20 protein-coding genes are annotated in these 21,598 nt (G+C 51.5%); 1 reads left to right on the top strand and 19 read right to left on the bottom strand.

Features of this window, described 5'->3' with window-relative positions; all coding sequences use genetic code 11:
- Window positions 1–112: 112 nt before the first annotated feature.
- The 16 genes from mtaB to gpr form a co-directional block, all read right to left on the bottom strand.
- Window positions 113–1,504, bottom strand: a complete 1,392-nt coding sequence (mtaB, locus tag H581_RS33940; RefSeq protein ID WP_051250765.1) for a tRNA (N(6)-L-threonylcarbamoyladenosine(37)-C(2))-methylthiotransferase MtaB — start codon at window positions 1,502–1,504, stop codon at window positions 113–115.
- Window positions 1,505–1,509: 5 nt separating this feature from the next.
- Complete coding sequence (locus H581_RS0112940) at window positions 1,510–2,295, bottom strand: RsmE family RNA methyltransferase (RefSeq protein WP_028610360.1); 786 nt, start codon at window positions 2,293–2,295, stop codon at window positions 1,510–1,512.
- A gap of 125 nt (window positions 2,296–2,420) precedes the next feature.
- Window positions 2,421–3,095 carry a site-2 protease family protein gene (locus H581_RS33935; RefSeq protein ID WP_036718559.1) on the bottom strand — a complete coding sequence of 225 codons (675 nt, stop codon included), beginning with the start codon at window positions 3,093–3,095 and terminating at the stop codon, window positions 2,421–2,423.
- A complete protein-coding gene (prmA, locus tag H581_RS0112930) occupies window positions 3,095–4,078 on the bottom strand; it encodes a 50S ribosomal protein L11 methyltransferase (RefSeq protein WP_028610359.1) in 984 nt (327 codons plus the stop codon). The genes H581_RS33935 and prmA overlap by 1 nt, the downstream gene beginning before the upstream one ends.
- Before the next feature lie 291 nt (window positions 4,079–4,369).
- On the bottom strand, window positions 4,370–4,576 hold the full coding sequence (locus H581_RS0112925; protein ID WP_028610358.1) for a hypothetical protein: 207 nt from the start codon (window positions 4,574–4,576) through the stop codon (window positions 4,370–4,372).
- A 136-nt stretch (window positions 4,577–4,712) separates the two neighbouring features.
- Complete coding sequence (locus H581_RS37145; RefSeq protein ID WP_211231468.1) at window positions 4,713–4,871, bottom strand: YfhD family protein; 159 nt, start codon at window positions 4,869–4,871, stop codon at window positions 4,713–4,715.
- 224 nt (window positions 4,872–5,095) lie between these two features.
- Window positions 5,096–6,220, bottom strand: coding sequence for a molecular chaperone DnaJ (gene dnaJ / locus H581_RS0112915; RefSeq protein ID WP_028610357.1), 1,125 nt, complete (start codon window positions 6,218–6,220; stop codon window positions 5,096–5,098).
- 145 nt (window positions 6,221–6,365) lie between these two features.
- Entirely contained in the window at window positions 6,366–8,207 is a 1,842-nt protein-coding gene (dnaK, locus tag H581_RS0112910; protein WP_028610356.1) for a molecular chaperone DnaK, read from the bottom strand.
- Between the two features lie 74 nt (window positions 8,208–8,281).
- Window positions 8,282–8,866 carry a nucleotide exchange factor GrpE gene (grpE, locus tag H581_RS0112905; RefSeq protein ID WP_028610355.1) on the bottom strand — a complete coding sequence of 195 codons (585 nt, stop codon included), beginning with the start codon at window positions 8,864–8,866 and terminating at the stop codon, window positions 8,282–8,284.
- A 21-nt stretch (window positions 8,867–8,887) separates the two neighbouring features.
- Window positions 8,888–9,913, bottom strand: a complete 1,026-nt coding sequence (hrcA, locus tag H581_RS0112900; RefSeq protein ID WP_028610354.1) for a heat-inducible transcriptional repressor HrcA — start codon at window positions 9,911–9,913, stop codon at window positions 8,888–8,890.
- A 119-nt stretch (window positions 9,914–10,032) separates the two neighbouring features.
- Window positions 10,033–10,503: an N-acetyltransferase gene (locus H581_RS0112895; RefSeq protein ID WP_028610353.1), complete on the bottom strand. Its 471-nt coding sequence runs from the start codon at window positions 10,501–10,503 to the stop codon at window positions 10,033–10,035.
- A 104-nt stretch (window positions 10,504–10,607) separates the two neighbouring features.
- Window positions 10,608–11,768, bottom strand: coding sequence for a radical SAM family heme chaperone HemW (gene hemW / locus H581_RS0112890; protein WP_028610352.1), 1,161 nt, complete (start codon window positions 11,766–11,768; stop codon window positions 10,608–10,610).
- 143 nt (window positions 11,769–11,911) lie between these two features.
- The gene (gene lepA / locus H581_RS0112885) at window positions 11,912–13,729 is read right to left on the bottom strand and encodes a translation elongation factor 4 (protein ID WP_028610351.1); all 1,818 of its coding nucleotides are present in this window, start codon (window positions 13,727–13,729) and stop codon (window positions 11,912–11,914) included.
- Window positions 13,730–13,809: 80 nt separating this feature from the next.
- Window positions 13,810–14,250: a hypothetical protein gene (locus H581_RS0112880; RefSeq protein WP_028610350.1), complete on the bottom strand. Its 441-nt coding sequence runs from the start codon at window positions 14,248–14,250 to the stop codon at window positions 13,810–13,812.
- A 45-nt stretch (window positions 14,251–14,295) separates the two neighbouring features.
- Complete coding sequence (gene spoIIP, locus H581_RS0112875) at window positions 14,296–15,552, bottom strand: stage II sporulation protein P (RefSeq protein WP_028610349.1); 1,257 nt, start codon at window positions 15,550–15,552, stop codon at window positions 14,296–14,298.
- A gap of 175 nt (window positions 15,553–15,727) precedes the next feature.
- The gene (gene gpr / locus H581_RS0112870) at window positions 15,728–16,735 is read right to left on the bottom strand and encodes a GPR endopeptidase (protein ID WP_028610348.1); all 1,008 of its coding nucleotides are present in this window, start codon (window positions 16,733–16,735) and stop codon (window positions 15,728–15,730) included.
- 214 nt (window positions 16,736–16,949) lie between these two features.
- Between gpr and rpsT the strand changes: the two genes are divergently transcribed.
- A complete protein-coding gene (gene rpsT / locus H581_RS0112865; RefSeq protein WP_028610347.1) occupies window positions 16,950–17,222 on the top strand; it encodes a 30S ribosomal protein S20 in 273 nt (90 codons plus the stop codon).
- 104 nt (window positions 17,223–17,326) lie between these two features.
- Here rpsT and H581_RS0112860 read toward each other — a convergent pair whose 3' ends face one another.
- The 3 genes from H581_RS0112860 to holA all read right to left on the bottom strand — a co-directional run bounded on the left by H581_RS0112860 (window position 17,327) and on the right by holA (window position 21,455).
- Window positions 17,327–18,202: an NAD(P)-dependent oxidoreductase gene (locus H581_RS0112860; protein ID WP_028610346.1), complete on the bottom strand. Its 876-nt coding sequence runs from the start codon at window positions 18,200–18,202 to the stop codon at window positions 17,327–17,329.
- 87 nt (window positions 18,203–18,289) lie between these two features.
- The gene (locus tag H581_RS33930; protein WP_036718554.1) at window positions 18,290–20,278 is read right to left on the bottom strand and encodes an alpha-amylase family protein; all 1,989 of its coding nucleotides are present in this window, start codon (window positions 20,276–20,278) and stop codon (window positions 18,290–18,292) included.
- Between the two features lie 142 nt (window positions 20,279–20,420).
- Window positions 20,421–21,455 carry a DNA polymerase III subunit delta gene (gene holA, locus H581_RS0112850; RefSeq protein ID WP_028610345.1) on the bottom strand — a complete coding sequence of 345 codons (1,035 nt, stop codon included), beginning with the start codon at window positions 21,453–21,455 and terminating at the stop codon, window positions 20,421–20,423.
- Window positions 21,456–21,598: the final 143 nt, after the last annotated feature.

The raw sequence follows: 21,598 nt of genomic DNA, 5'->3' as shown, positions 1-21,598 counted from the left end.
TGGCCCCTCCCTGAATCGTTTACTGTCTATTATATGCAGCAAAGGATTCCTCCATCTATTCCATGTCTGGAATCGATAAGCAAAGGAATCCTCCGCGTTCGTCAACATTCAATTAAGCTCTAATCGCTTCCGGAAGATCCGGCTCAAAGCTGCGCGGCTCCGCCCCGTTCACCCGCGGCACCCGCTCATCGAGCACGCGGACCAGCGTGCCCTTGCATTCGTTGACGCCGGCTTCCGTTATCTTAACGCGGCACAGCTGTCCGATCAGCGCTTCCGAACCTTCAAACACGACTTGGATGTAGTTGTCGGTGTAGCCCATAATTAGTCCGGTGCCCGGAGCTCCCTTATAGTCGCGCTCCGGAATGACGTCAAGCACTTGACCGACATATTGCTTCGCGTATTGCAGCTGCATCTTCTCGGACAAATCGATCAGCTTGTGAACGCGCTCGTTCTTCACTTCCTCGTCCACCTGATCGTCCATGCGGGCTGCCGGCGTTCCGGTTCGTTTGGAATACGGGAAAACGTGCATCTCGGCAAATTGCAGCTCCTCCATGAAGCGGTAGCCGCTCTCGAACATTTCCTCCGTCTCCCCGGGGAATCCGACAATAACGTCAGTCGTTATCGCCACGCCGGGCATCGCCTCGTGAAGCCGTTTGATTTTGGCTGCGAATTCTTCGGTCGTATATTTGCGGCGCATCCGCTTGAGAACCGAGTTCTCGCCGGCCTGCAGCGGGATGTGAAGATGGCGGCACATTTTGCTGGAGCGGTTCAGCACATCGATCATCGCATCGTCAATTTGACTCGCTTCTATCGAGCTGATCCGGATCCGTTCGAGCCCTTCCACCTTGTCCAAATCCCACAGCAGACGGGTCAGATTATAGTTTTCCATGTCATCGCCGTATCCGCCGGTATGAATACCGGTTAATACGATTTCCTTGTATCCGGATGCAACGAGCTGCTTCGCCTGCTCCAGCACGCTTTCAGCCGCCCGGCTCCGCGACAGCCCGCGTGACCAAGGAATGATGCAGAACGTGCAGAAGTTGTTGCAGCCCTCTTGGATTTTCAGAAAAGCGCGCGTCCGCTCCGTAAAGTCAGGCACATTGAGCTCTTCGAAATCGCGTGTTTTCATAATGTTGCGAACGGCATTGACCGGCTTGCGGTCCCCTTGAATCTGATTGACAAATTCCATGATTCTCTCACGGTCCTGCGTGCCGATGACGAGATCGACGCCTTCAATCGCCATAATCTCCGCCGGCGACGTCTGCGCGTAGCAGCCGGTTACGGCGATTACCGCATCGGGGTTGCGGCGAACCGCTCTCCTGATGATTTGGCGGCTCTTCTTGTCTCCCGTATTGGTAACCGTGCATGTATTAATCAAGTAAACGTCGGCAGTCGATTCGAAATCGACCTGCTCGTAGCCTTCGTTTTTGAACAGCTGCCAGATCGCTTCCGTGTCATAGAAGTTTACTTTGCAGCCTAGCGTATAAAATGCGACCGTTGGCATTGTGGTCACGCTCCTCCCATTTCTCCGGATTCATATAATAAGCAGGTTAATCCGACGATACCCGCTGTTTCCGTTCGTAATATCCGCTTGCCCAGACCGGCCAAAACGGCTCCCGCCGCTTCCGCCTCCGAAGCCTCGCGCTCCGTAAAGCCGCCTTCCGAACCGACGATAAGAAGAACCTTCGCCTCGTTTGCAGCTTCAGTATGATTCTGCTTGGCGAGCCATTCACGTACAGCCGTACCAATGCCCTTTCCGTTAGCGGCATCGCCTTCCCGTTCGTAACAAAATAAAGCCATATCATAGGAGCCGATCGAATTCAGCAGTTCGCGCCAGCTGTGAACCGGCTCGATTTCCGGTATCCGGTTACGGTGAGACTGCTCTGCGGCTTCCTTCGCAATCTTGCTCCAGCGTTCGATCCGCTTCGCTTCCTTTTTGCTGTCATACTGAACGACCATACGCTCAGACTCAAAGGGTATAAAGGAATATGCGCCTATTTCAGTACCCTTCTGAATGACAAGCTCCATCTTATCGCCCTTCGGCAGGCTTTGCGCGATCGATATCGACCATGCCGGCTCGCTGTCATTCGGAAGTAATTGGACTATATCAGCCGTTATTTGCATCGGCGTAGCCTCCCGAACGGCTACAAGCGCCGTGCGCGTCTCCCCGTCGCTTACGATAAACTTATCGCCCGGCTTCGTTCGCATGACACGGACCGCGTGATGCGCGTCGTCGCCTATGATGCGGACTTGGGAGTCTCGAAACTGTCCCGCCGCTACAAAATATCGTTGCATCGTCGTTGTCTAACCACCCTTAAACAAAATTCCATTCTCCATCTTACCATGTCTTATATTGAAAAATCTATGATTAACCGTTGCCAATCGGGCAACGGCAATCATTTGACTTGTGCACGATAACGCTATGAAAAAATCGAATAAGCTAATCGTAATGTGTTGGATGCCATATTGGTCGCTAATCCTAAAATCGGATCCAGCGTAACTCTGCGCAAGGGCGGGATAAATACGATAAGCAGGAAGATGAACATCCCCCATTGCACGTTCTGATCCATTTTATAACGAATCCTTAACGGCATCAGATCGGATATAATCCGGTAGCCGTCAAGCGGAGGCAGCGGAATCAGATTAAATACAAATAATAAAAAGTTAAATGAAATAAAATAGCTGAAAAACCGTTCGACCGCCATACTGACGCCTATGGAAGCCGAATCCAGAACCCCATATATATGCAGCGGCACAAAAATAAATACGCCGATTGTCCCGATCAATAAATTGCTGAGAGGCCCGACTGCGGTAACGATAATACTCATTAATCGAGGTCTGCTGAATTTGCTCGGATTGACAGGTACAGGCTTCGCCCATCCGAAGCCCGCGATCAGAATCAGGATCGTCCCGATAACATCCAGATGAACTCTTGGGTTAAGAGTGACCCGGCCTGCGTTATAAGCGGTATCATCGCCAAATTTATACGCACTGTAAGCATGGGCAAACTCATGTACAGTAAATGCTATAATAAGCGCAAGCGCAATAAACGGCAAATCCTCCAGGGGATATCTTAAAAAGCTTTGAAAATCCATTAAATCACCGGCTTTCTCGCCACGAACGCAATCCATTCTTCATCGCGGCGTTTTTCGATTATTTCAAAGCCGGACCGGAGCAAGCCTTCCTCCACATCGGTTTCCTTGTTTTTGTACACGCCCGAAGCGATATAGATTCCATTAGGCTTGAGCGCTGCGTACACATCATCAATAAACAGCAGTATAATTTCCGCCAAAATATTTGCGACCACGAGGTCAACCGGCAAAGTAACTTGGAGAGTTCCGCTATCGCCGACTTCATGGCTATCTTTCAAAACGCCTAGCAAATCGCTAAGTCTTACTTCAACCTGCCCGGACAGATCATTCAGCTTGACGTTCTCCGTCGCACTTGACACGGCAACCGGATCCAAATCAAGCGCAAGCACGCTCTTTGCCCCCAACCGGCAAGCGCCAATCGCCAGAATGCCCGATCCCGTCCCTACGTCAATCATTTCTTCTCCGCCGCGGATGACGGACTCCAGTGTCTGCAAGCACAACGCAGTCGTCGGGTGGGTGCCCGTGCCGAAAGCCATCCCCGGATCAAGCTCGATAATACGCTCATTCGGGCCGGCCTCGTACTCTTCCCATGTCGGCTTAATCGTTAACGTATCCGATATGCGAAGCGGTTTGAAATATTGCTTCCAAGCAGTCGCCCAATCCTCGTCGTCAACAACGATTGCCGAATATTCGACTGCCCCGGGATCGATATCAAATTCGCGAAGCTCCTCAACGCGAGGCTTCAATGCTTCAATTAAGTCATCGGGATCCGTATCTTCCGGAAAATAACCTTTTATAATCGCCTGGCCTTCGGGAATATCGTTAAGCGGCAGCTCATACCACTGTCCAAGCGATGTGTCCCGCTGTTTATTGAGCGTGCCCGACTCTTCAATGGATACGCCGCCCGCGCCCATTTCGTGCAAAAAATTCGAAATCATCTCCTGCGCCTCTTCGGTCGTCGAGATTGTTAGTTCATGCCATTTCATATGTATACTCCTCCATCGCTTAAACATCTCAGCCGTCCATTTTCGGCTCGGCTGTGATAACGTTACATAAAACCTAACCTCTATTGTACAACATAGTGATGCCTGAGTACAAAAAATCAAATACGTATTCTACCAAAAGGATGAAAACTTATATATGTACGAATGCTATATAAGTTAAACTAATGATTTATATGTGTTGATATCGCTGCGAGCGTATGTTTCTTTCGTTCAACATATAAAGAATGTATAAGTTGAAAAAGCCCGCAAGCATATTGCCTGCGGGCTTCCCGATTATACGACGGTCGTATCCGTGTTGCCGCCGATTTGATGAATAAGATGCAGCGCCCGTTCAGCAACCGTCTCATCGACGGTCGCAGTCAGCAGACCGCTCTCGAACACGCCGTTAACCTCGAAGGCGCGCAGCGCCTGAAGCTTATGCAAAGCCTCCTGGGCGCCGCTTTCCCCGTCAAAGGTGGCTCGTATTTCTACCTGACTCATGATGGAACCTCCTTAAAGGTTTGCAGAGCAAACCTGCTTCGAAAGCTTACGCTTAGGTTTACGGAGCAAACCTGCTTGCGAAAGTTTTTGCTTATGCTTAGCAAACCCGCTTCATAAGCAAACGCTTAGGCGCGGTTTATTGCTCTTCGTTACGCTGATCCGCTGCAGCGGCGCGCTGCATCGCTTTACGGTCAGCCTCATCCGCCAGCTCCTCAGAAAACTCTACATCTTCGATTTTACCCGGCTCATGCTCTGCCTCATTATCATTTACTATCAGATTATTATTGTTTTCCATTTTTTTCATCCTCCTTTTGTCAACTCCATTTACGCTCAATTACCCGTATAGAATATGTCTGTCCGCCAAATCCTATTCAATGCCTGATTAACGGAACCAACGGCATGCCGAGGTATAACGAGAGAACCGAACCGCTGCTATCTTGTATTCAGTCCAGTAATTTATGGAAATTAGTTCACTTTCATGGATGAAATCCATCATAGTCAAAAAAAAGACGATCCGCGTTAATCACCGCGGAACGCCTTTTTCATACGTTCGAAAATGGATTCATGATGTTCTTGGCCATCGGAACCATCACCGCTTAACCCGCCGAATTGGCGCAGCAGCTCCTTCTGGTCATCCGTCAAGCTGGTTGGGGTAACAATAGTTACTTTCACGTGCTGGTCGCCTTGCCCGTAACCGCGCAGCCTTGGCACGCCCTTCCCTTTGAGCCGGAAATAAGTTCCGGTCTGGGTGCCGGCCGGCACTTTCAGCTTGATCTTCTCCGTCAGCGTCGGAATTTCGATCTCGTCGCCAAGCGCCGCTTGCACGAATGTGAGCGGAACCTCGCAATAAATATCGTCGCCTTCGCGTTCGAAAAACTCATGCGCTTTGACACGTATAACGATATAGAGATCGCCCGCGGGCCCCCCGCGAAGACCGCCTTCGCCCTCGCCGGACATCCGGATTTGAGCGCCGTCGTCTACGCCGGCTGGAATACGTACTTTAATTTTACGCTGACGCTTTACCTTGCCTGCACCGTGACAGTTGCCGCATTTATCTTTGATAATGCGTCCCGTGCCGCTGCAGTTCGTACAAGCGCGCCGATTGACCATACGGCCGAACGGCGTGTTCTGAACGACCTCTTGTTGTCCGCTTCCTTTACAAACCGAACAGGTATCCGGCTTCGTACCCGGCTTCGCGCCGTTGCCGTGACAAGTGTCGCATGTCTCTGTCCGCGGAATGGTAATATCGGTTTCCTTGCCGAACACCGCTTCCTTGAACTCGACCGTCATCGTATACTGCAAATCGTTGCCGCGCTGCGGCGCATTCGGATCGCGGCGTCCGCCGCCCCCGCCGAAGAACATATCGAAAATGTCGCCGAAGCCGCCGCCGAAATCAGCTCCTCCGCCGCCCATGCCTTGATTCGGATCAACATGTCCGAAACGGTCGTACGTTGAACGCTTGCCGTCGTCGCTCAGCACGTCGTAGGCTTCCTTCACTTCCTTGAACTTGGCTTCGGCGTCCGCCGCCTTGTTCACGTCCGGATGATACTGCCGGGCCAGCTTACGGTACGACTTCTTAATATCTTCAGTTGAAGCGTCTTTTCCGACGCCCAGTATCTCGTAATAATCGCGTTTATCTGCCACCTGTTCTCACCTCCGCTATATCCTATAAGTGTATGCTTTCGATGTAGGTTTGCTGTGAATCTTTCTGCATGCGCATAATTGCACAAACGCAAGAAAGGAGGTCAAAGCCAGGCAGCGCCTGACTTTGACCTCTCGCCCGCTACACTTATTTCTTGTCGTCAACTACCTCGTAATCCGCGTCGACTACGTTATCCTTATTAACCTTTGAAGCGCCGGCATCGCCTTCTGCGCCTTCAGCCGCTCCTTCAGCAGCTTGGGCCTGCTCATAGAGCTTAACGGAAAGCTGCTGAACGATTTGCGTCAGCTCCTCGGCAGCCGCAGTGATTTGCTCCAGATCGTCGGTTGCAAGCGCAGCCGTTACTTTCTCTTTCGCTGCGTTCGCTTTTTCGATTTCCGAAGGATCAACCTTATCGCCAAGGTCTTTAATCGTTTTATCAACGGAGTAGACCAGTTGGTCTGCGCTGTTCTTAGCTTCTACAAGCTCGCGGCGCTTGCGGTCTTCCTCCGCGTTAAGCTCTGCGTCCTTCATCATTTTCTCGATTTCTTCATCGCTTAGACCGCTCGACGAAGTAATCGTAATTTTCTGGCTCTTGCCGGTGCCTTTATCAAGGGCGGATACGTTAACGATACCGTTGGCATCGATATCGAAGGTAACCTCGATTTGCGGCACGCCGCGCGGTGCGAGCGGGATATCGTTCAATGTGAAACGGCCCAGCGTTTTGTTGCCGTTCGCCATCGAGCGTTCGCCCTGCAGAACGTGAATTTCAACGCCTGGCTGATTGTCCGCATAGGTCGAGAAAATTTGCGATTTGCTTGTAGGGATCGTTGTGTTGCGTTCGATCATCTTGGTAAATACGCCGCCAGCCGTCTCGATACCGAGCGACAACGGAGTAACGTCGAGCAAGACAACGTCCTTCACATCGCCGGTCAGAACGCCTGCTTGAACGGCTGCGCCGAGAGCGACGACCTCATCCGGGTTAACGCCTTTGTGCGGTTCTTTGCCGATCAATTTTTTTACCGCATCCTGTACGGCAGGAATACGAGTCGAACCGCCGACAAGGACAACTTTATCGATGTCGCTTGCGGTCATGCCGGCATCGCTGAGCGCTTGACGAGTAGGTCCAAGCGTACGCTCTACAAGCGCAGCCGACAGCTCGTCGAACTTCGCGCGGGTAAGGCTCATCTCCAAGTGCTGCGGAACGCCGTCAACCATCGTAATGAACGGCAGCGAGATGGACGAAGTCAGTACGCCGGAGAGCTCTTTCTTCGCTTTCTCGGCAGCATCCTTCAAACGTTGTACAGCCGCTTTATCTTTGGAAAGATCAATGCCCTGATCCTTCTTAAATTCGTTAACGAGGTGGTCGATAATCACTTGGTCGAAGTCATCGCCGCCGAGTTTGTTATCGCCGCTTGTGGCTTTAACTTCGAAGAAACCGTCGCCAAGCTCCAGGATCGATACGTCGAACGTACCTCCGCCAAGGTCATAGACGAGAATCGTTTGATCTTCCGTTTTCTCAAGGCCGTAAGCAAGCGCAGCCGCTGTCGGCTCGTTGACGATACGAAGCACTTCAAGACCGGCGATTTTACCGGCATCCTTCGTCGCTTGGCGCTGGCTGTCGTTGAAATACGCCGGAACGGTAATAACCGCTTGCGTTACAGGCTGTCCCAGATAAGCCTCTGCGTCAGCTTTCAGCTTTTGCAAAATAATAGCCGAAATTTCTTGCGGCGTATATTCTTTATCGTCGATTTTTTCTTTGTGATTCGTGCCGATATGGCGTTTGATCGAGCTGATCGTGCGGTCGGGGTTCGTGATCGCCTGGCGCTTAGCCGTTTCGCCGACTACGCGTTCTCCGTCTTTCTTAAAGCCGACTACCGAAGGCGTTGTGCGGTTCCCTTCCGGGTTAGGAATGACAACAGCCTCTCCGCCCTCCATGACGGCTACGCAGGAGTTTGTTGTACCAAGGTCAATACCGATTACTTTACTCATCGCTTCGTTCCTCCTAATTATGATTTAAACACGGTTTCGAAATCTCGTTTCGTTATAAAAGGAAGACTCGTGAATTAGCTGCTAACTTTAACCATTGCAGGGCGCAGAACCTTTTCTTTCAAAATATAGCCCTTCTGCATTTCCTCCACGACAATGCCTTCTTCATGCTCCTCGGATTCGACTTGCATAACCGCTTGATGAAATTCCGGGTTGAACGGCTCGCCGACAACCTCCATGGGTTTCAGCCCTTCCTGCTCAAGCGTCTGCACCAGTTGACGGAAGATCATGTCCACGCCTTTCGCAAGCGAGTCAAAATCACCGTTAGCCGAAGCCGCGGCAACGGCGCGTTCAAAGTTATCTACAACCGGCAATAGCTGTCCAATCAGCTTCATGGAAGCGTATTGTCCGAGTTCTTCTTTCTCCTTCAGCGTACGGCGGCGGAAATTATCAAAGTCTGCTTGCGCGCGTAAGTATCGTTGTTGGTTCTCTTCCGCCAACTTCACGAGCTCGGCGTAACGGGCATCTTCGCCATCCGTTTCTTGAAGCGCTTCGCCCGAAGCAGGTTCCGCCTGCTCTTCTGCCGCCATCTCTTCAGCTGTCGCCTCTTCAGCGGCAACTGCCGCTTCCGCAGCCTCATTATGTTGTTCCTTCGTACTCATACGTTCACCTCCTTATAGAAATCATTTATACCATCGGCTCAGAAGAACCGACATATCCTTGGATATAAGATCCAGAAGACTAATTACTTTTCCGTACTCCATACGCGTAGGTCCCAATATTCCGATCGTTCCCAGCGACTGGCCGTCAATCGCATACGTTGCCGTTATCAAACTGCAATCGTTGATTGCCTTGTGGTCATTTTCTGTTCCGATCCGAACTTGTATACCCGATGGAAGGCCGGAAATCATTTTCATTATAGTTGGCGTTTCCTCAAGCAAATCCAAGATCGTTTTGACCTTGTCAACGTCCTTGAATTCAGGCTGCGTCAGCATGTTGGTTGTTCCGCCAAAGAAAATCCGGTGATCGTGATCGTTCTGCAGCGTCTGGTCAAGCACCTGAAGCAGCTGCTCGTAATGATCGACATGCCTCTCCAGCTCCTGCCCGACTTCCGTGTAAAGCTTCGAACGCAAACGGACTAACGGAACGCCGACCAGCTTCGTGTTCAAAATGTTGACGACTTTCTCCATGTCTTCCATCTTGACGCCGGCCGGAATCGAAATCGTCCTGTTCTCGACATGTCCCGTATTCGTTACGATAATCGCAACGGCAGACTGTTGATCGAGCGGAACTAAGCCAAAATGCTTCAACGAATTGTTGAACGTCTCAGGTCCGAGCAGGATAGACGTATAATTCGTCAAATTGGACAAAATCATCGCCGTATGCTGTATGACCTGCTCCATCTGATTCATCTTGTCCGTTACGAACGAGCGAACCATCCCGATGTCATGGTCATCCACTTCGTTCAGCTTAACTAAATGGTCGACGTAATAACGATAGCCCTTAGTCGATGGGACACGTCCTGCCGATGTGTGCGGCTGCTCCAGAAAGCCCAGATCCTCCAGATCCGCCATTTCATTGCGAATCGTCGCCGGACTATAGCCGACGTCGCCGCGCTTCGAGATGCTCCGTGAACCGACCGGTTCAGCCGAGCGAATATAATCATCCACTATCGCGTGCAAAATCATCCGTTGTCGTTCCGTCAGCATTCGAATTCCCCCTCATTAATTAGGCTATCCGCTGTTATCGTACACCATCGTTAGCACTCAATCGGTTCGAGTGCTAATCATTAATACAAAAATACCAAACCAGCTTGACGATTGTCAAGTCAGTTCAGCATTTTTAGCACCGCTATTTCATCGCAGGCAAGCTGCTTCGGACAATTCACGCAATCTTTCCAAACCTTCTCGGGAAAAATTTCTTTGTCTACGACGGTGAACCCGTTTTTCACAAAGAAGGACACCGCATAGGTCAAGGCCATTACCTTCGGAGTCCGCTGCTCCCTTGCTTGCTCAATCAAGGCGTCCACCAGCTTGCTGCCGATTCCGAGACCCTTGTAGCCGTCAGACATTCCGAGTGACCGGATCTCTACCAAATCGCTCCCAAGCTTCGTCAAGGAGCCGCAGCCGACGACCTCGTCTCCAATTTCCGCGACGACGAAGGAATCGATCATATAAGCGAGCGCTTCCCGTGTGCGAGGCAGCATAATGCCTTTCTCCGCGTAACCCTTAATTAATAGAAACAACGTCTCGATATCGTCCGACGTCGCTTTTCTGCATACGACTTGTAAAGCCTGCATATATGCCTTCGCCTCCACCCGGTGCATGTTCAACTCGATATGAATAAATATACAACAGAACGTATTTTAACTCAAGATAATTTTATTCATATTTCCGTGTGCAATTAGCCGATAAAAGCGCCAAATACGTCGTTGCCTAGCAGCACGCCCTTGCCGGTTAACCGATAAATCGTATCCCGCTCCGCCGGAACCGACTCGAGCAGCCCGTCGGTCTTCAGCTTATTGATGACGTCGCCGAATTTGTCCTCCAGCCGCCGCCCTCCGAATTGCTCGGCGAATCGGGATGCAGGAACGCCTGCAAGCAATCTGAGGCCGACCATCATCAGGTCCTCCATCGCTTCTTCCTCGGACACCTCGAAGACCTCGAGGCGCGGCAAGCCGGAAGCAGCAGATTCAATATATGGCGTAATCCCTTTTAAGTTGACATGGCGCTGTCTATTCGCATATCCGTGCGCTCCCGCACCCAGTCCGTAATACGGCTCATTGCGCCAATACGTGGAATTATGCCGGCTCTCGAAGCCGGGCTTTGCAAAATTGCTTATTTCGTAATGTTCATAACCGTTCGCTTTCAGCATATCCATCAGCAAAATGAACATATTAAACTCCTCTTCTTCAGGAGGCAGCGGCAGCTCATTTCGCTCATAGAGCTTGTGGAACAGCGTATTTTCCTCGACCTTAAGGCTGTATATGGAGTAATGCGGCAGATCAAGCGCCAAAGCGCTGCGGACGCTGTCAGCCAAATGCAAGGCGGTCTGACCCGGCAGTCCGAACATCAGATCGATCGACATATTCGTAAAGCCTGCGGCCCGGGCATTATCCAAACTGCGGTAGACGTCTTCTACGTTATGAATACGGCCGATTCGCTCCAGCAGTCCGTTATCGAACGACTGGACGCCGAAGCTGATCCGGTTCACGCCGCCGGCCTTCATCGCGGTCAGCTTCCCGAGATCGGTTGTCCCCGGATTGGCTTCCATCGTAAATTCCACATTCGCCGCAAGCGGGAAATAAGTACGGACATTGGCCAAAAACCTTTCCATCTGCGGAGGCGTAAGCACGGTAGGCGTTCCGCCTCCGACAAATACCGTGTCGATCTCCTCAGGGGGCAGCTCCGCCGTTGTCCTCCGCATCTCCTGCTCCAGCGCGTCGAGGTATTGGTCGACGGGCTGCCCTTTTAATACGTAGGAAGTGAAATCGCAATAATGACATTTGTTCGTACAAAACGGGATATGAATATACAAAGCGCGAGGCGCTCGTAAGACGCTCATTTTAAATTCCTCCTAAAGAGTTTTGCTTAGCAAAACTCACTTCGTAAGCTTCATCTTAGAGTTTTGCTTAGCAAAACTCACTTTGTAAGCATATGCGCAATAGAAAAAAGAGAGAGCTGCGCTCTCCCTCATCCTCGTACGGTTTAATCTTCGTCGATTTTGAGCACCGCCATGAACGCTTCCTGCGGCACCTCCACGCTGCCTACCTGCTTCATCCGCTTCTTGCCTTCCTTCTGCTTCTCAAGCAGCTTCCGCTTCCGGCTGATGTCGCCGCCATAGCACTTCGCAAGGACGTTTTTGCGCATGGCTTTAACTGTCTCGCGCGCGATAACCTTCGTGCCGATCGATGCCTGTACGGGCACCTCGAACATCTGCCTCGGAATAAGCTCCTTCATCTTCTGGCAAATGATTCGGCCGCGGTGGTAAGCGCGATCGCGATGCACGATAACGGACAAAGCGTCGACCTGCTCGTTATTGAGCATGATGTCCATTTTGACCAGATTCGATCTCCGGTAACCGGAGATCTCATAGTCAAACGATGCGTAGCCCTTTGTACTCGACTTCAATTGATCGAAGAAATCATAAACGATTTCAGACAACGGCACCTGATACGTAATCGTCACGCGATTAGTATCCAAATATTCCATATTCACAAATTCGCCGCGTTTGTTCTGGCACAGCTCCATAATCGCGCCGACATAATCGTTCGGCACGATAATGGCCGCCTTCACGTACGGCTCTTCGACATAATCCAGCTTGCCGGCTTCCGGATAATTCGACGGGTTGTCGATCTCCAAAGCTTCGCCGTTCGTTAAGGTAACTTTATAAATAACGCTTGGCGCCGTCGTAATGAGAGGAATATTGAACTCCCGTTCAATACGCTCTTGAATGATTTCCATATGGAGCAAGCCCAGGAAGCCGCAGCGGAATCCGAAGCCTAATGCGGTTGAGGATTCCGGCTCATATCTTAACGACGCATCGTTCAGCTCCAGCTTCTCCAGCGCTTCGCGCAGATCGTTGTAATCCTGCGTTTCGATCGGATACAAGCCGCAGAATACCATCGGGTTAATCCGGCGGTAGCCCGGCAGCGGCTCGGGAGCAGGACGCTTCGCTTCCGTTATCGTATCCCCTACGCGCGTATCCTTCACGTTCTTGATGCCCGCTACGACAAAGCCGACATCGCCGACAGCGAGCTCGTTCACGATCGTCATGCGCGGCATGAACGCCCCGACTTCGATCACCTCGAATTCGGCTCCCGTTGCCATGAACCTAATCTTTTTGCCTGCCTTAATACTGCCGTCCATCACCCGTACATAGACAATTACGCCCTTGTACGGATCATAATGGGAGTCGAAAATAAGCGCTTTAAGCGGCTCGTCCGGATCCCCCGTCGGGGCAGGCATCTTCGAGACGACCTGCTCCAATATTTCTTTAATGCCGATGCCCGCCTTCGCCGATGCATGAACCGCTTCGCTGGCATCAAGTCCGATGACGTCCTCGATCTCCTGCTTAACCCGTTCGGGCTCGGCGCTCGGCAGGTCGATTTTATTAATTACCGGAACGATCTCAAGATTATTGTCCAGCGCCAAATATACATTCGCAAGCGTCTGGGCTTCTATTCCCTGAGCCGCGTCAACAACGAGGAGCGCTCCTTCGCAGGCCGCCAAGCTGCGGGAAACCTCGTAAGTAAAATCGACGTGCCCGGGGGTATCAATTAAATTAAGCAAGTATTCCTCGCCGTCATCGGCGCGATAAGCTAAACGAACGGCCTGCAGCTTGATTGTAATGCCGCGCTCCCGTTCCAAGTCCATTTGGTCGAGAACCTGTTCCTGCATTTCACGGGACGACAAAGCGCCGGTATATTCAAGAATTCTGTCGGCAAGCGTTGATTTGCCATGGTCTATATGTGCGATGATGGAAAAATTTCTAATTCTCTTTTGCCGGTCACGTACGTCAGTCATGCCTAACCCCCACAATTTCCAATAATGCTAATCATTCCTCCTATTATATCAGTTAAGGTGTCGACCAGCAATGTTCATTCTCATTTAATAAGCCCGTCAAAAATCGATACGACCAATCGGATGCCCTCGCTTGACATGTTCTGGAGCAACCCCGAAGTCGAATCGGCGATCCGGTTCACGGCCGGCTGATCCGCCTCGATCGGTATACCCGGAAGCCGTTCGTTCTCTTGGACGGATTCTTCGCTCGGCTCAGGCCCCGCCAGTCCCGCCAGACGCTTCACTTCTTCAAGCTCCTGCTCGAGCTTCGCTATTTTCTGCCGCTGTGCCAGGGCGATGTCGGATATCGGTTCTTCGGACGGCTCCGGCTTAGGATCAGCCGCTTGCGCCTCCGCATATTCAATGCCTTCGATCGGACCGTTGATCCGTTCGATGCCGGCCGTAGACATCTCGATGCCGTACATGACGACGACGGCCAGCGCACCGCCAAGCACCGCCCATTTGAACGCTTTTCCCTTCATCATTCCCTCATTCCTTTCCGGTCGCTATCCGAATTTCGATTGCTGCCGTCAGCTTTCTTTCCCTTTATTCACCGATGCCTTTTCATCCGCCCAGTAGATCTCGGATATCACTTCGGCAAGCGCATCCGCCGTGCGGTAAGACTCCTCAAGCGTATTATCGACGCCGCCCACTTCGATGAGAACGCTATCCGGCGCGAGCGACTGATTATATTCGGCATTTCCGGATGCAGCCGTCTTCCCCCAAATTCCGCGGGATATGCCGGGATATTTTTTATCCAAAGCTTCGTGGATTTTCGTGGCAAACGCTTCATTCTGCTCCCAGTTCGGATTTTTATGCCCGATAATGAAATAAACCTGCGCATAGCTTTTACCGTTGATATCAATGGTCGTATATTTGCGTTTCTGGGAATCACGGTGCAGGTCGAAGAAAAACTTCAAATCCCGGCTGCTGGCAATCGCTTCCTTAACTGTCTTCATCGAATACTTATAGGACAGCTCCCAGCGGTAATTTTCGATTGCGGTCGGATAGTCCGTGTCGGAATGCTGCGCGCCGACCCCCATTTCTTCGAGTTTTTGCGCCAGACGCTTGCCTACGAGCGTAATGTTCTTCGTACTGGAATTCGGATCCTTGCTCTTATCGGTCAGCACCGGATACCAGGATTCCCGGTTGTGGGAATGGTAGATGAATGCAACCTTTCTTCCTCCGGTTGCCGGCTTGGCGGGCTTATCCTTATCGCCCTCCTCATCGGATGTTCCAGGTTTAACCGGGGGAGTATCGTTCTCCGGCTGTTTTGGAGGCTCATTATTCCCTGTTCCGCCTTCCCCTTCTTCAACCGCCCCCTCGGACGGTTCGCCGGGAATCGGCGCATTGTCTTCGGGACCGACCGCCGTATCCGTGCCTACCCCTTTGCGAATCAGAATCGCATCGTTCGCGTTCATTCCTGGCAGCTCGCCGGCAAGCAAGCTCTTTGGATCGCTCGGATTAATGTCGGTTAATGCCCTGATCAGCATCGCGCTGATTTGCTTTGTATTGAAAGATTCCGTTTCCTTGCTGCTTTGGAAAGCGGGCATCTCCATTTCTAGCATATCCCCAAAAAATCCGCTGGATACGGCCGCAGCGAATCCTTTCATTGAATTTACGGGTGAAGACGTCGACTGCTGATGCGCCATCCCGGCAATGCCAAGCGTGACAAAGAACAGCATCGAGCTAAATGAAAGCAGGGCAAAGGTTCGCCCCGTAACCAGCAAATTTTTGAGCCGCCTGCTTCCCCTTCCAATATCGAGCAGCATCATGTTTCGTTTCATCGGTTCCATACCTCCCGGTTCCTTATGCCATTCGGCTAGAGTTACTATTAAATTATGAGAGAATAAGAGTTAATAGAACCGCATCGGCTAAAGAGATTCGCGTTTGATAGAATACGAAGGCTTACAAACGCGCAAAAAACCGCTCCGGCAGGGAGCGGTCATAGAAAAGTAAAAGTTAGTGGGTGTAAGCGGCCACGTTGTCCGTATCCACCGCCTCGTGAAGCGATGCGTTCAGGCCGCTGGCAATCACGTTGGCGATATCCTCGATAAATTCATCGATCTCCTTCGGCGTAACGAGCAGATCATGTCCGAGCGGGCTTAACACTTCCTTCACAAGCTGAAGGCGCTCGTTCTCCGCCATTTGATTCACTAAGCCTAAAATTTGATTGGTGTTGCCGTTTTGTTGCTCAATGTGACTGCGCATCATCTCCAGCGTATTGTTCACGATCGTAGAGGCATAGACGACCGTAGGCACTCCGATTGCGATGACGGGAACGCCAAGTATATCTTGCGTTAAGCCTTTCCTTTTGTTACCGATGCCAGATCCGGGATGAATGCCCGTATCCGCAATTTGGATGGTCGTATTGACGCGTTCCACCGCCTTTGACGCCAAGGCATCGATCGCAATGAGGAGATCGGGTTTCGTTTTCTCGACGATGCCGTGCACAATCTCGCTCGATTCGATGCCCGTTATGCCGAGTACGCCTGGCGCCACAGCGCTGACCGGACGGTACCCGTCCGCTACCTGATCGGGCATAAGCTCGAAAAAGTGTCGGGTAACCATCACGTTTTCCACGACAAGAGGCCCCAGCGCGTCCGGCGTGACGTTCCAGTTACCCAATCCGACAATAAGCACGCGCGCCGACTTCGGGATAGACAAACGTTCCAGAAACGCTTCGAAATGTTTGGCGAAATGGGTAGCTACACGGTCCTGCAGGCCCGTGTCGCCGTTGCGCAGGCCCGGAACTTCGATCGTCACATAATGCCCCTGCATTTTGCCGATGGCTTGCGAGCCCTGCTCGTTCTGAACCTGGAGCTGCGTAATCGTTATCCCGTTATCCTCTGTGATTTCGCTTAAGATTCCCGGTATCGGACCGCCCTGCGGGGCTTCGGCCATTTCCTTCGCTTCCAGCGCAAGGTCGGTTCTGACATTGTATTTCTGTAAATCAAGATCATTCTCCACTCGATTTTCTCCCTTCGCACGGTTGTACTTACGTTATTGTTCGCAGTCATGGTATTTTCATACTTCGGCTTAGGGAATAGAGATCTTGAAGACCGGTTCGGCTATAGCGGATGCTATTGCTTTTTGGGAGGCGTCATGATAATATATTTTAAGTTGTGTTGTCTAGGTAAATGATGAATATGTACCGTTGTTATCAGTTTAGGAGGTGAATTCCATGCCAAATATTAAATCCGCGATTAAACGCGTTAAAACAAGTGAAAAGCGTCGTGCTTTGAATGCTTCCCAGAAATCCGCACTTCGTTCGGCCGTTAAGTCTGCAGACCAAGCTATCGCCGGCACTGATGTAGAAGCTGCTAAAGCAGCTCTGCTCGCTGCAACGAAAAAATTGGACAAAGCAGCAACGAAAGGCCTGATTCATAAAAATGCGGCTTCCCGCAAAAAATCCCGTCTTGCTAAAAAGCTGAACGCCATCTCGGCACAAGCTTAATTAGCCAATAATTCTAAGCGCATATAAGGATGAATCTTATAAATACTTAGAATCAAACAAAAAGGCTTCGCCTCTCATCAATGAGCGGCGAAGTCTTTTTTTGTTCAATCCCAAGCCTTGTATAACGCATGCGTGCCGTTATCAGCCAGGCCTGCCGCCGCAATTTTCTCATATAGTCCTTTTGCCAGCGCCAACCCCGCCAGCTCGATCCCCATTTCGTCCGCAGCTTCCAGCGCAATGCCCATATCCTTAATAAAATGCTTCACGTAAAAACCGGGATTAAAGTTGCCTGCGATAATGCGCGGGGCCAGATTGCTGAGCGACCAGCTGCCTGCCGCGCCAGACTCAATGCTTTTCAGAACGCTGTTCAGGTCGAGACCCGCATGCTTCGCATAGACCAAGGCCTCGCACACGCCAACCATGTTAGAGGCGATTGCGATTTGGTTGACCATCTTCGTATGTTGTCCGGCGCCCGGGCCTCCTTGCAGAACGATATTAGTCCCCATCTTCTTCAACAGCGGTTCAACCGCCGTGAACGCCTCTTGGTCGCCGCCGACCATAATGGAGAGCGATGCGTTTCGCGCCCCCACGTCGCCTCCGGACACGGGCGCATCCAGGGCATACAGTCCTTTGGAGGCGGCTGCCTCATGGATTCGTTTGGCCAATTTCGGACTGGATGTCGTCATATCGATCAAATAGGTTCCGGGCTTAGACGATTCCACAATGCCCCCCTCACCCAAATAGAGCTGCTCGACATCCCGGGGATAACCGACGATCGACATGACTGCATCGCATTGCCCCGCCAGCTCGCCAGGCGTATGATGCCAGATCATGCCGAGCTCCAGCAGCGCCTCCGCCTTTGCTTTCGTTCTTGTATAAATATGGACCTCGTATCCGCCGTTCAGCAACTGCTTGGCCATGCTGCTTCCCATTACGCCCGTTCCGATAAACCCGATTTTAGTTCCTTTTGCAGCTAACATAAGACCAGCTCCTTACCCGATTTTTTTTTTGATTATTTGACAACCCTGACTCACCCCAAAAAAAAGCCCGAAATTTCCTAGTCTAATCTAACTCAAATGAAATGCGGCGTATGCTTGAAGCTCTGCAATACGGACAATGAGCCGTTCATCCCGTTTCTCCAATTGCATTGCTGCGGCGCCTGTCAAATCCCTTGCCAGGCTGATGCCGTCAAGCCCGTACAGCTCTGCTTCGATGCCGCATATCGGAATCGGAGCATCATAGGTCATGCCGTTGAATCCGGACAAATTCAGAAGCTGAAGCAAATAAGTGCCGTCCGGCAGTCCATGAAAAGTAATTTCCACGCTGGAATGCGCATTCGTGACGAGCCGTCTTTTCCCTTCGTGAAGTTCTTCAATAACGCCCGTTACAATCTGCTTGTGATCGGCGAAGCCATGCCGGTAATACAGCTCTCCGACATTCCAGGAAATATAGGCGCCCTGCCCCTCTCTGCCGGCAGCAGCTGTTATGCCGAGGCCATACCATGCCGTCTGCTTATGCCCATACGCTCGCTCCGGAGGTCCAAAAGACGACGGCGCAATCAAAGGCAGCTTCTTGACCGAATCAGCGTTATGCCGCATGATTGCAAACGGACCGTTCACGATGACCCAATCTCTCTTCTGAAGTTTTGGGAACCGCCGTTTATCATCTATCCGCACATAGGCGGAGGTTGTATCTTCCATAATCCCTTCCAGCTCCACCGCAAATAGTCGGCTCAACGCTTCCTGCTGCCCCGTAAGCGAACCTCCCGTCGCGACGATATGCACCCCGCGGGCCTGCAAAGCAATCAACACGCTTAGCTCCTCATCTGTGAGAGCCGCTACTCCAGGGAGCACGACAGTTTTTGCTTGCGTATCTGCAATATGGGAGAGACGTCCCTGCTTCACAACGTCAAAGAGGATATGATCTTCCTTCAGCATTTTAAATACGCCGAGATATTCCTGCTGAGAATCCCGGTTGGACGGCGAGGGCTTGACGAGAACGACCTCCGCCTCGGACTTGAAATGTCCGAACAGTCCTTCATTTTCTTTATGGAAGCGGAAAACGTTTTTCGTTTTTTCCATATTCGCATGATCCGGATAACCCTCGAATGCGCCGATAATGCAAAAATCGAGCCCTGACCCGTTGGCAATATTTTCGTATAAACGGATTTCCGTCTCGTATTCCGATACGCCCGTAAAGCGGTAAGTCAGGTTTATCGCATTTATCGAGCAGTTGCTCGACAGCTTATCCTTGTAGCTCCCGGCTATCGGCATTACATTCTCGGCCGCCGAATACAACCATTTCGGATGAGACCGTCCGAGAGCCGTATTGGACTCATGTCTCACGATATCCACTTTATGAGTGTGGTACGTACAAATCGCGGCATCCGGATTCAGCCGTTTGATGCGGCTGTGGATCTTATCCAACATGTCGATAGAGGTTTCTTCCTGAAACTTCCGGTACGCCTGGTATAGATCGGAGTTTCGGTCCTCGTTATCCGGAAGCTCCATACCGTACATGACCATGAAGCGCATGCGGCAGCTGCCGCAGTAGCAAATACCGTAATAGTTCCCACTGTAATCCCAGTTCTGGTAGCCGAACATATTGAAAAAAACGCCGTCGACGTCGTAACCCGTCAGTACCTCTTGCAAAATATCGAGGGAATATTGCTGCTGGTAGCCGCCGTTCAGGCAGGTATGTACAATGCCGGAGTAATTGATCTCGCTTCCTTCCCTGGAACGGTAAAACCACTCCGGCCGCTTCCGAAAAATCGATTCATGCGCCTTGCTGAAATCGAATCTCGCAATGAACCGGATATTGTTCGCATGCGCCTTCTCGATCGTCTCTGCAAGCAAATCCTTCTTCAGGCAAGGGGTCACGTATTGATACGGAAGCTTCGACGGATAAAACGCGAATATGCCGCCCGCATTCATCATGAGCGTATTGGCGTTGAAATCCTTCAGCTCCCGGATAAGCAGATCCACGTCCATATCCGCGTCCGTCTCGCGCAAATTGTTTTGCACAAGGCGCAGATTGTTGTTCTTCCACCAAGTCATCGTCATCCTCCTTCGCGCATAGCCATCATCTCCGTATTTACTTCTCGTTCAACTGCCGTTTTTCCTCGGAAGAACTAAAAAAAGAACGAACCGCCCAAGCTGCCGGCAGATTCGTTCTTTTATATATTTCGGGATAATAATGTTAAGCGCCTTTCTCCATCCCTAATGACAGGAGATAAAGCTCTAGACCAAGACTCTTGTCGATGACGCCGGTCTTCATCTGGTAATCGAGCTCAGCCAATGAGGCAAGAAGCTTTCCAAGTCTGGCCGTTTGGAATTTGCGGCTCTTCTCCGCAGCCAGTTTCACCGCATAGGGATGCAGGCCAAGCTGACCCGCCATCTGCTGCGGCGAATACTGATGCTGCTCCAATTCCTTGATCTGCAGCATGATCCGCAGCTGTCTGGCGATAAGGGCGGCGATCTTGATCGGCTCCTCCCGTCTTACGAGAAGCTCCCGATATAATTGAACCGCACGGTCGATACGCAGCTCTGCGATGGAATCGATAAGGGCAAACACATCCTCCTCGACCGTGGCGGCTGTAAGGAGCGATGCCTGCCTGGCGTCAATCTCGCCTCCGGAACCCGCATGCAGACAGAGCTTATCCACCTCCTGCGCCAGCTGCTGCATATTGGCTCCCGCGCGCATCAGCAGCAAATCCGCCGCTTCCGCCGTCATCGTCCGGCTCTGCTCCGACGCCCGCTTGATCATCCATTGCTTCAGCTGCGCGGCGTCCAGCTCAGGAAATGAAATCAATGCTTTCCGGTCCTTCAACATCTTCGTCAGCTTGCGCCTTTCATCCAGCTTCTCGGCATGAACGGCTATGACGATGACCGATGACTCCGAAGGGTATTCCATATATTGCATCAGCTTATCCGGATGATGCTCCACCTTCCCGCCTTCCTTGCCTCCCGCAGCAAGAACGGTGACGTCCCGGACGAGGATCAGCTTCCGCTGCACAAAAAAAGGCAAAGTCTCCGCTTCAAGCACCGCTTCATCGATTGAGGTTTCCGCCGTATCGAATTTGACGACGCCAAGCTCCTTCTCGTCCGAGGTAAACATGGCATCCGTCAAAAACGTTATAAATTGCTGCAGGCGAAAGCGGTCTTTCCCGAACAGCACATAAATCGGCCGGAAACGGCCTCCCTTTATTTCCTTCAATGCTTCCTTCGCGTCCATTATCTCACCCCGACAACATAAATGACCGAAAATACGCCAACAAAGGGATGAGCCGTCCTAGGCCTCATCCCTTTGCCGAACATCTATATAAACATTCGCAGGCAGGCCCATGGTACCGCCCTGCGGATGGTCATACGACGTTA

The organism is Paenibacillus harenae DSM 16969 (assembly GCF_000422465.1).
Lineage (GTDB): Bacteria > Bacillota > Bacilli > Paenibacillales > Paenibacillaceae > Pristimantibacillus > Pristimantibacillus harenae.
This window is presented reverse-complemented; position numbering and strand designations above follow the sequence as displayed.

Excerpts from the sequence above, each read along its gene's own strand:
- H581_RS33930 (WP_036718554.1), bottom strand. The coding sequence starts at position 20,278 with ATGACTTGGTGGAAGAACAACAATCTGCGCCTTGTGCAAAACAATTTG.
- hemW (WP_028610352.1), bottom strand. The coding sequence starts at position 11,768 with ATGAGCGTCTTACGAGCGCCTCGCGCTTTGTATATTCATATCCCGTTT.
- H581_RS0112880 (WP_028610350.1), bottom strand. The coding sequence starts at position 14,250 with ATGATGAAGGGAAAAGCGTTCAAATGGGCGGTGCTTGGCGGTGCGCTG.
- hrcA (WP_028610354.1), bottom strand. The coding sequence starts at position 9,913 with ATGCTGACGGAACGACAACGGATGATTTTGCACGCGATAGTGGATGAT.
- rpsT (WP_028610347.1), top strand. The coding sequence starts at position 16,950 with ATGCCAAATATTAAATCCGCGATTAAACGCGTTAAAACAAGTGAAAAG.
- prmA (WP_028610359.1), bottom strand. The coding sequence starts at position 4,078 with ATGAAATGGCATGAACTAACAATCTCGACGACCGAAGAGGCGCAGGAG.
- mtaB (WP_051250765.1), bottom strand. The coding sequence starts at position 1,504 with ATGCCAACGGTCGCATTTTATACGCTAGGCTGCAAAGTAAACTTCTAT.
- dnaK (WP_028610356.1), bottom strand. The coding sequence starts at position 8,207 with ATGAGTAAAGTAATCGGTATTGACCTTGGTACAACAAACTCCTGCGTA.
- lepA (WP_028610351.1), bottom strand. The coding sequence starts at position 13,729 with ATGACTGACGTACGTGACCGGCAAAAGAGAATTAGAAATTTTTCCATC.
- holA (WP_028610345.1), bottom strand. The coding sequence starts at position 21,455 with ATGGACGCGAAGGAAGCATTGAAGGAAATAAAGGGAGGCCGTTTCCGG.
- grpE (WP_028610355.1), bottom strand. The coding sequence starts at position 8,866 with ATGAGTACGAAGGAACAACATAATGAGGCTGCGGAAGCGGCAGTTGCC.
- H581_RS0112925 (WP_028610358.1), bottom strand. The coding sequence starts at position 4,576 with ATGAGTCAGGTAGAAATACGAGCCACCTTTGACGGGGAAAGCGGCGCC.
- H581_RS0112940 (WP_028610360.1), bottom strand. The coding sequence starts at position 2,295 with ATGCAACGATATTTTGTAGCGGCGGGACAGTTTCGAGACTCCCAAGTC.
- H581_RS33935 (WP_036718559.1), bottom strand. The coding sequence starts at position 3,095 with ATGGATTTTCAAAGCTTTTTAAGATATCCCCTGGAGGATTTGCCGTTT.
- H581_RS37145 (WP_211231468.1), bottom strand. The coding sequence starts at position 4,871 with ATGGAAAACAATAATAATCTGATAGTAAATGATAATGAGGCAGAGCAT.
- H581_RS0112860 (WP_028610346.1), bottom strand. The coding sequence starts at position 18,202 with ATGTTAGCTGCAAAAGGAACTAAAATCGGGTTTATCGGAACGGGCGTA.
- spoIIP (WP_028610349.1), bottom strand. The coding sequence starts at position 15,552 with ATGAAACGAAACATGATGCTGCTCGATATTGGAAGGGGAAGCAGGCGG.
- H581_RS0112895 (WP_028610353.1), bottom strand. The coding sequence starts at position 10,503 with ATGCAGGCTTTACAAGTCGTATGCAGAAAAGCGACGTCGGACGATATC.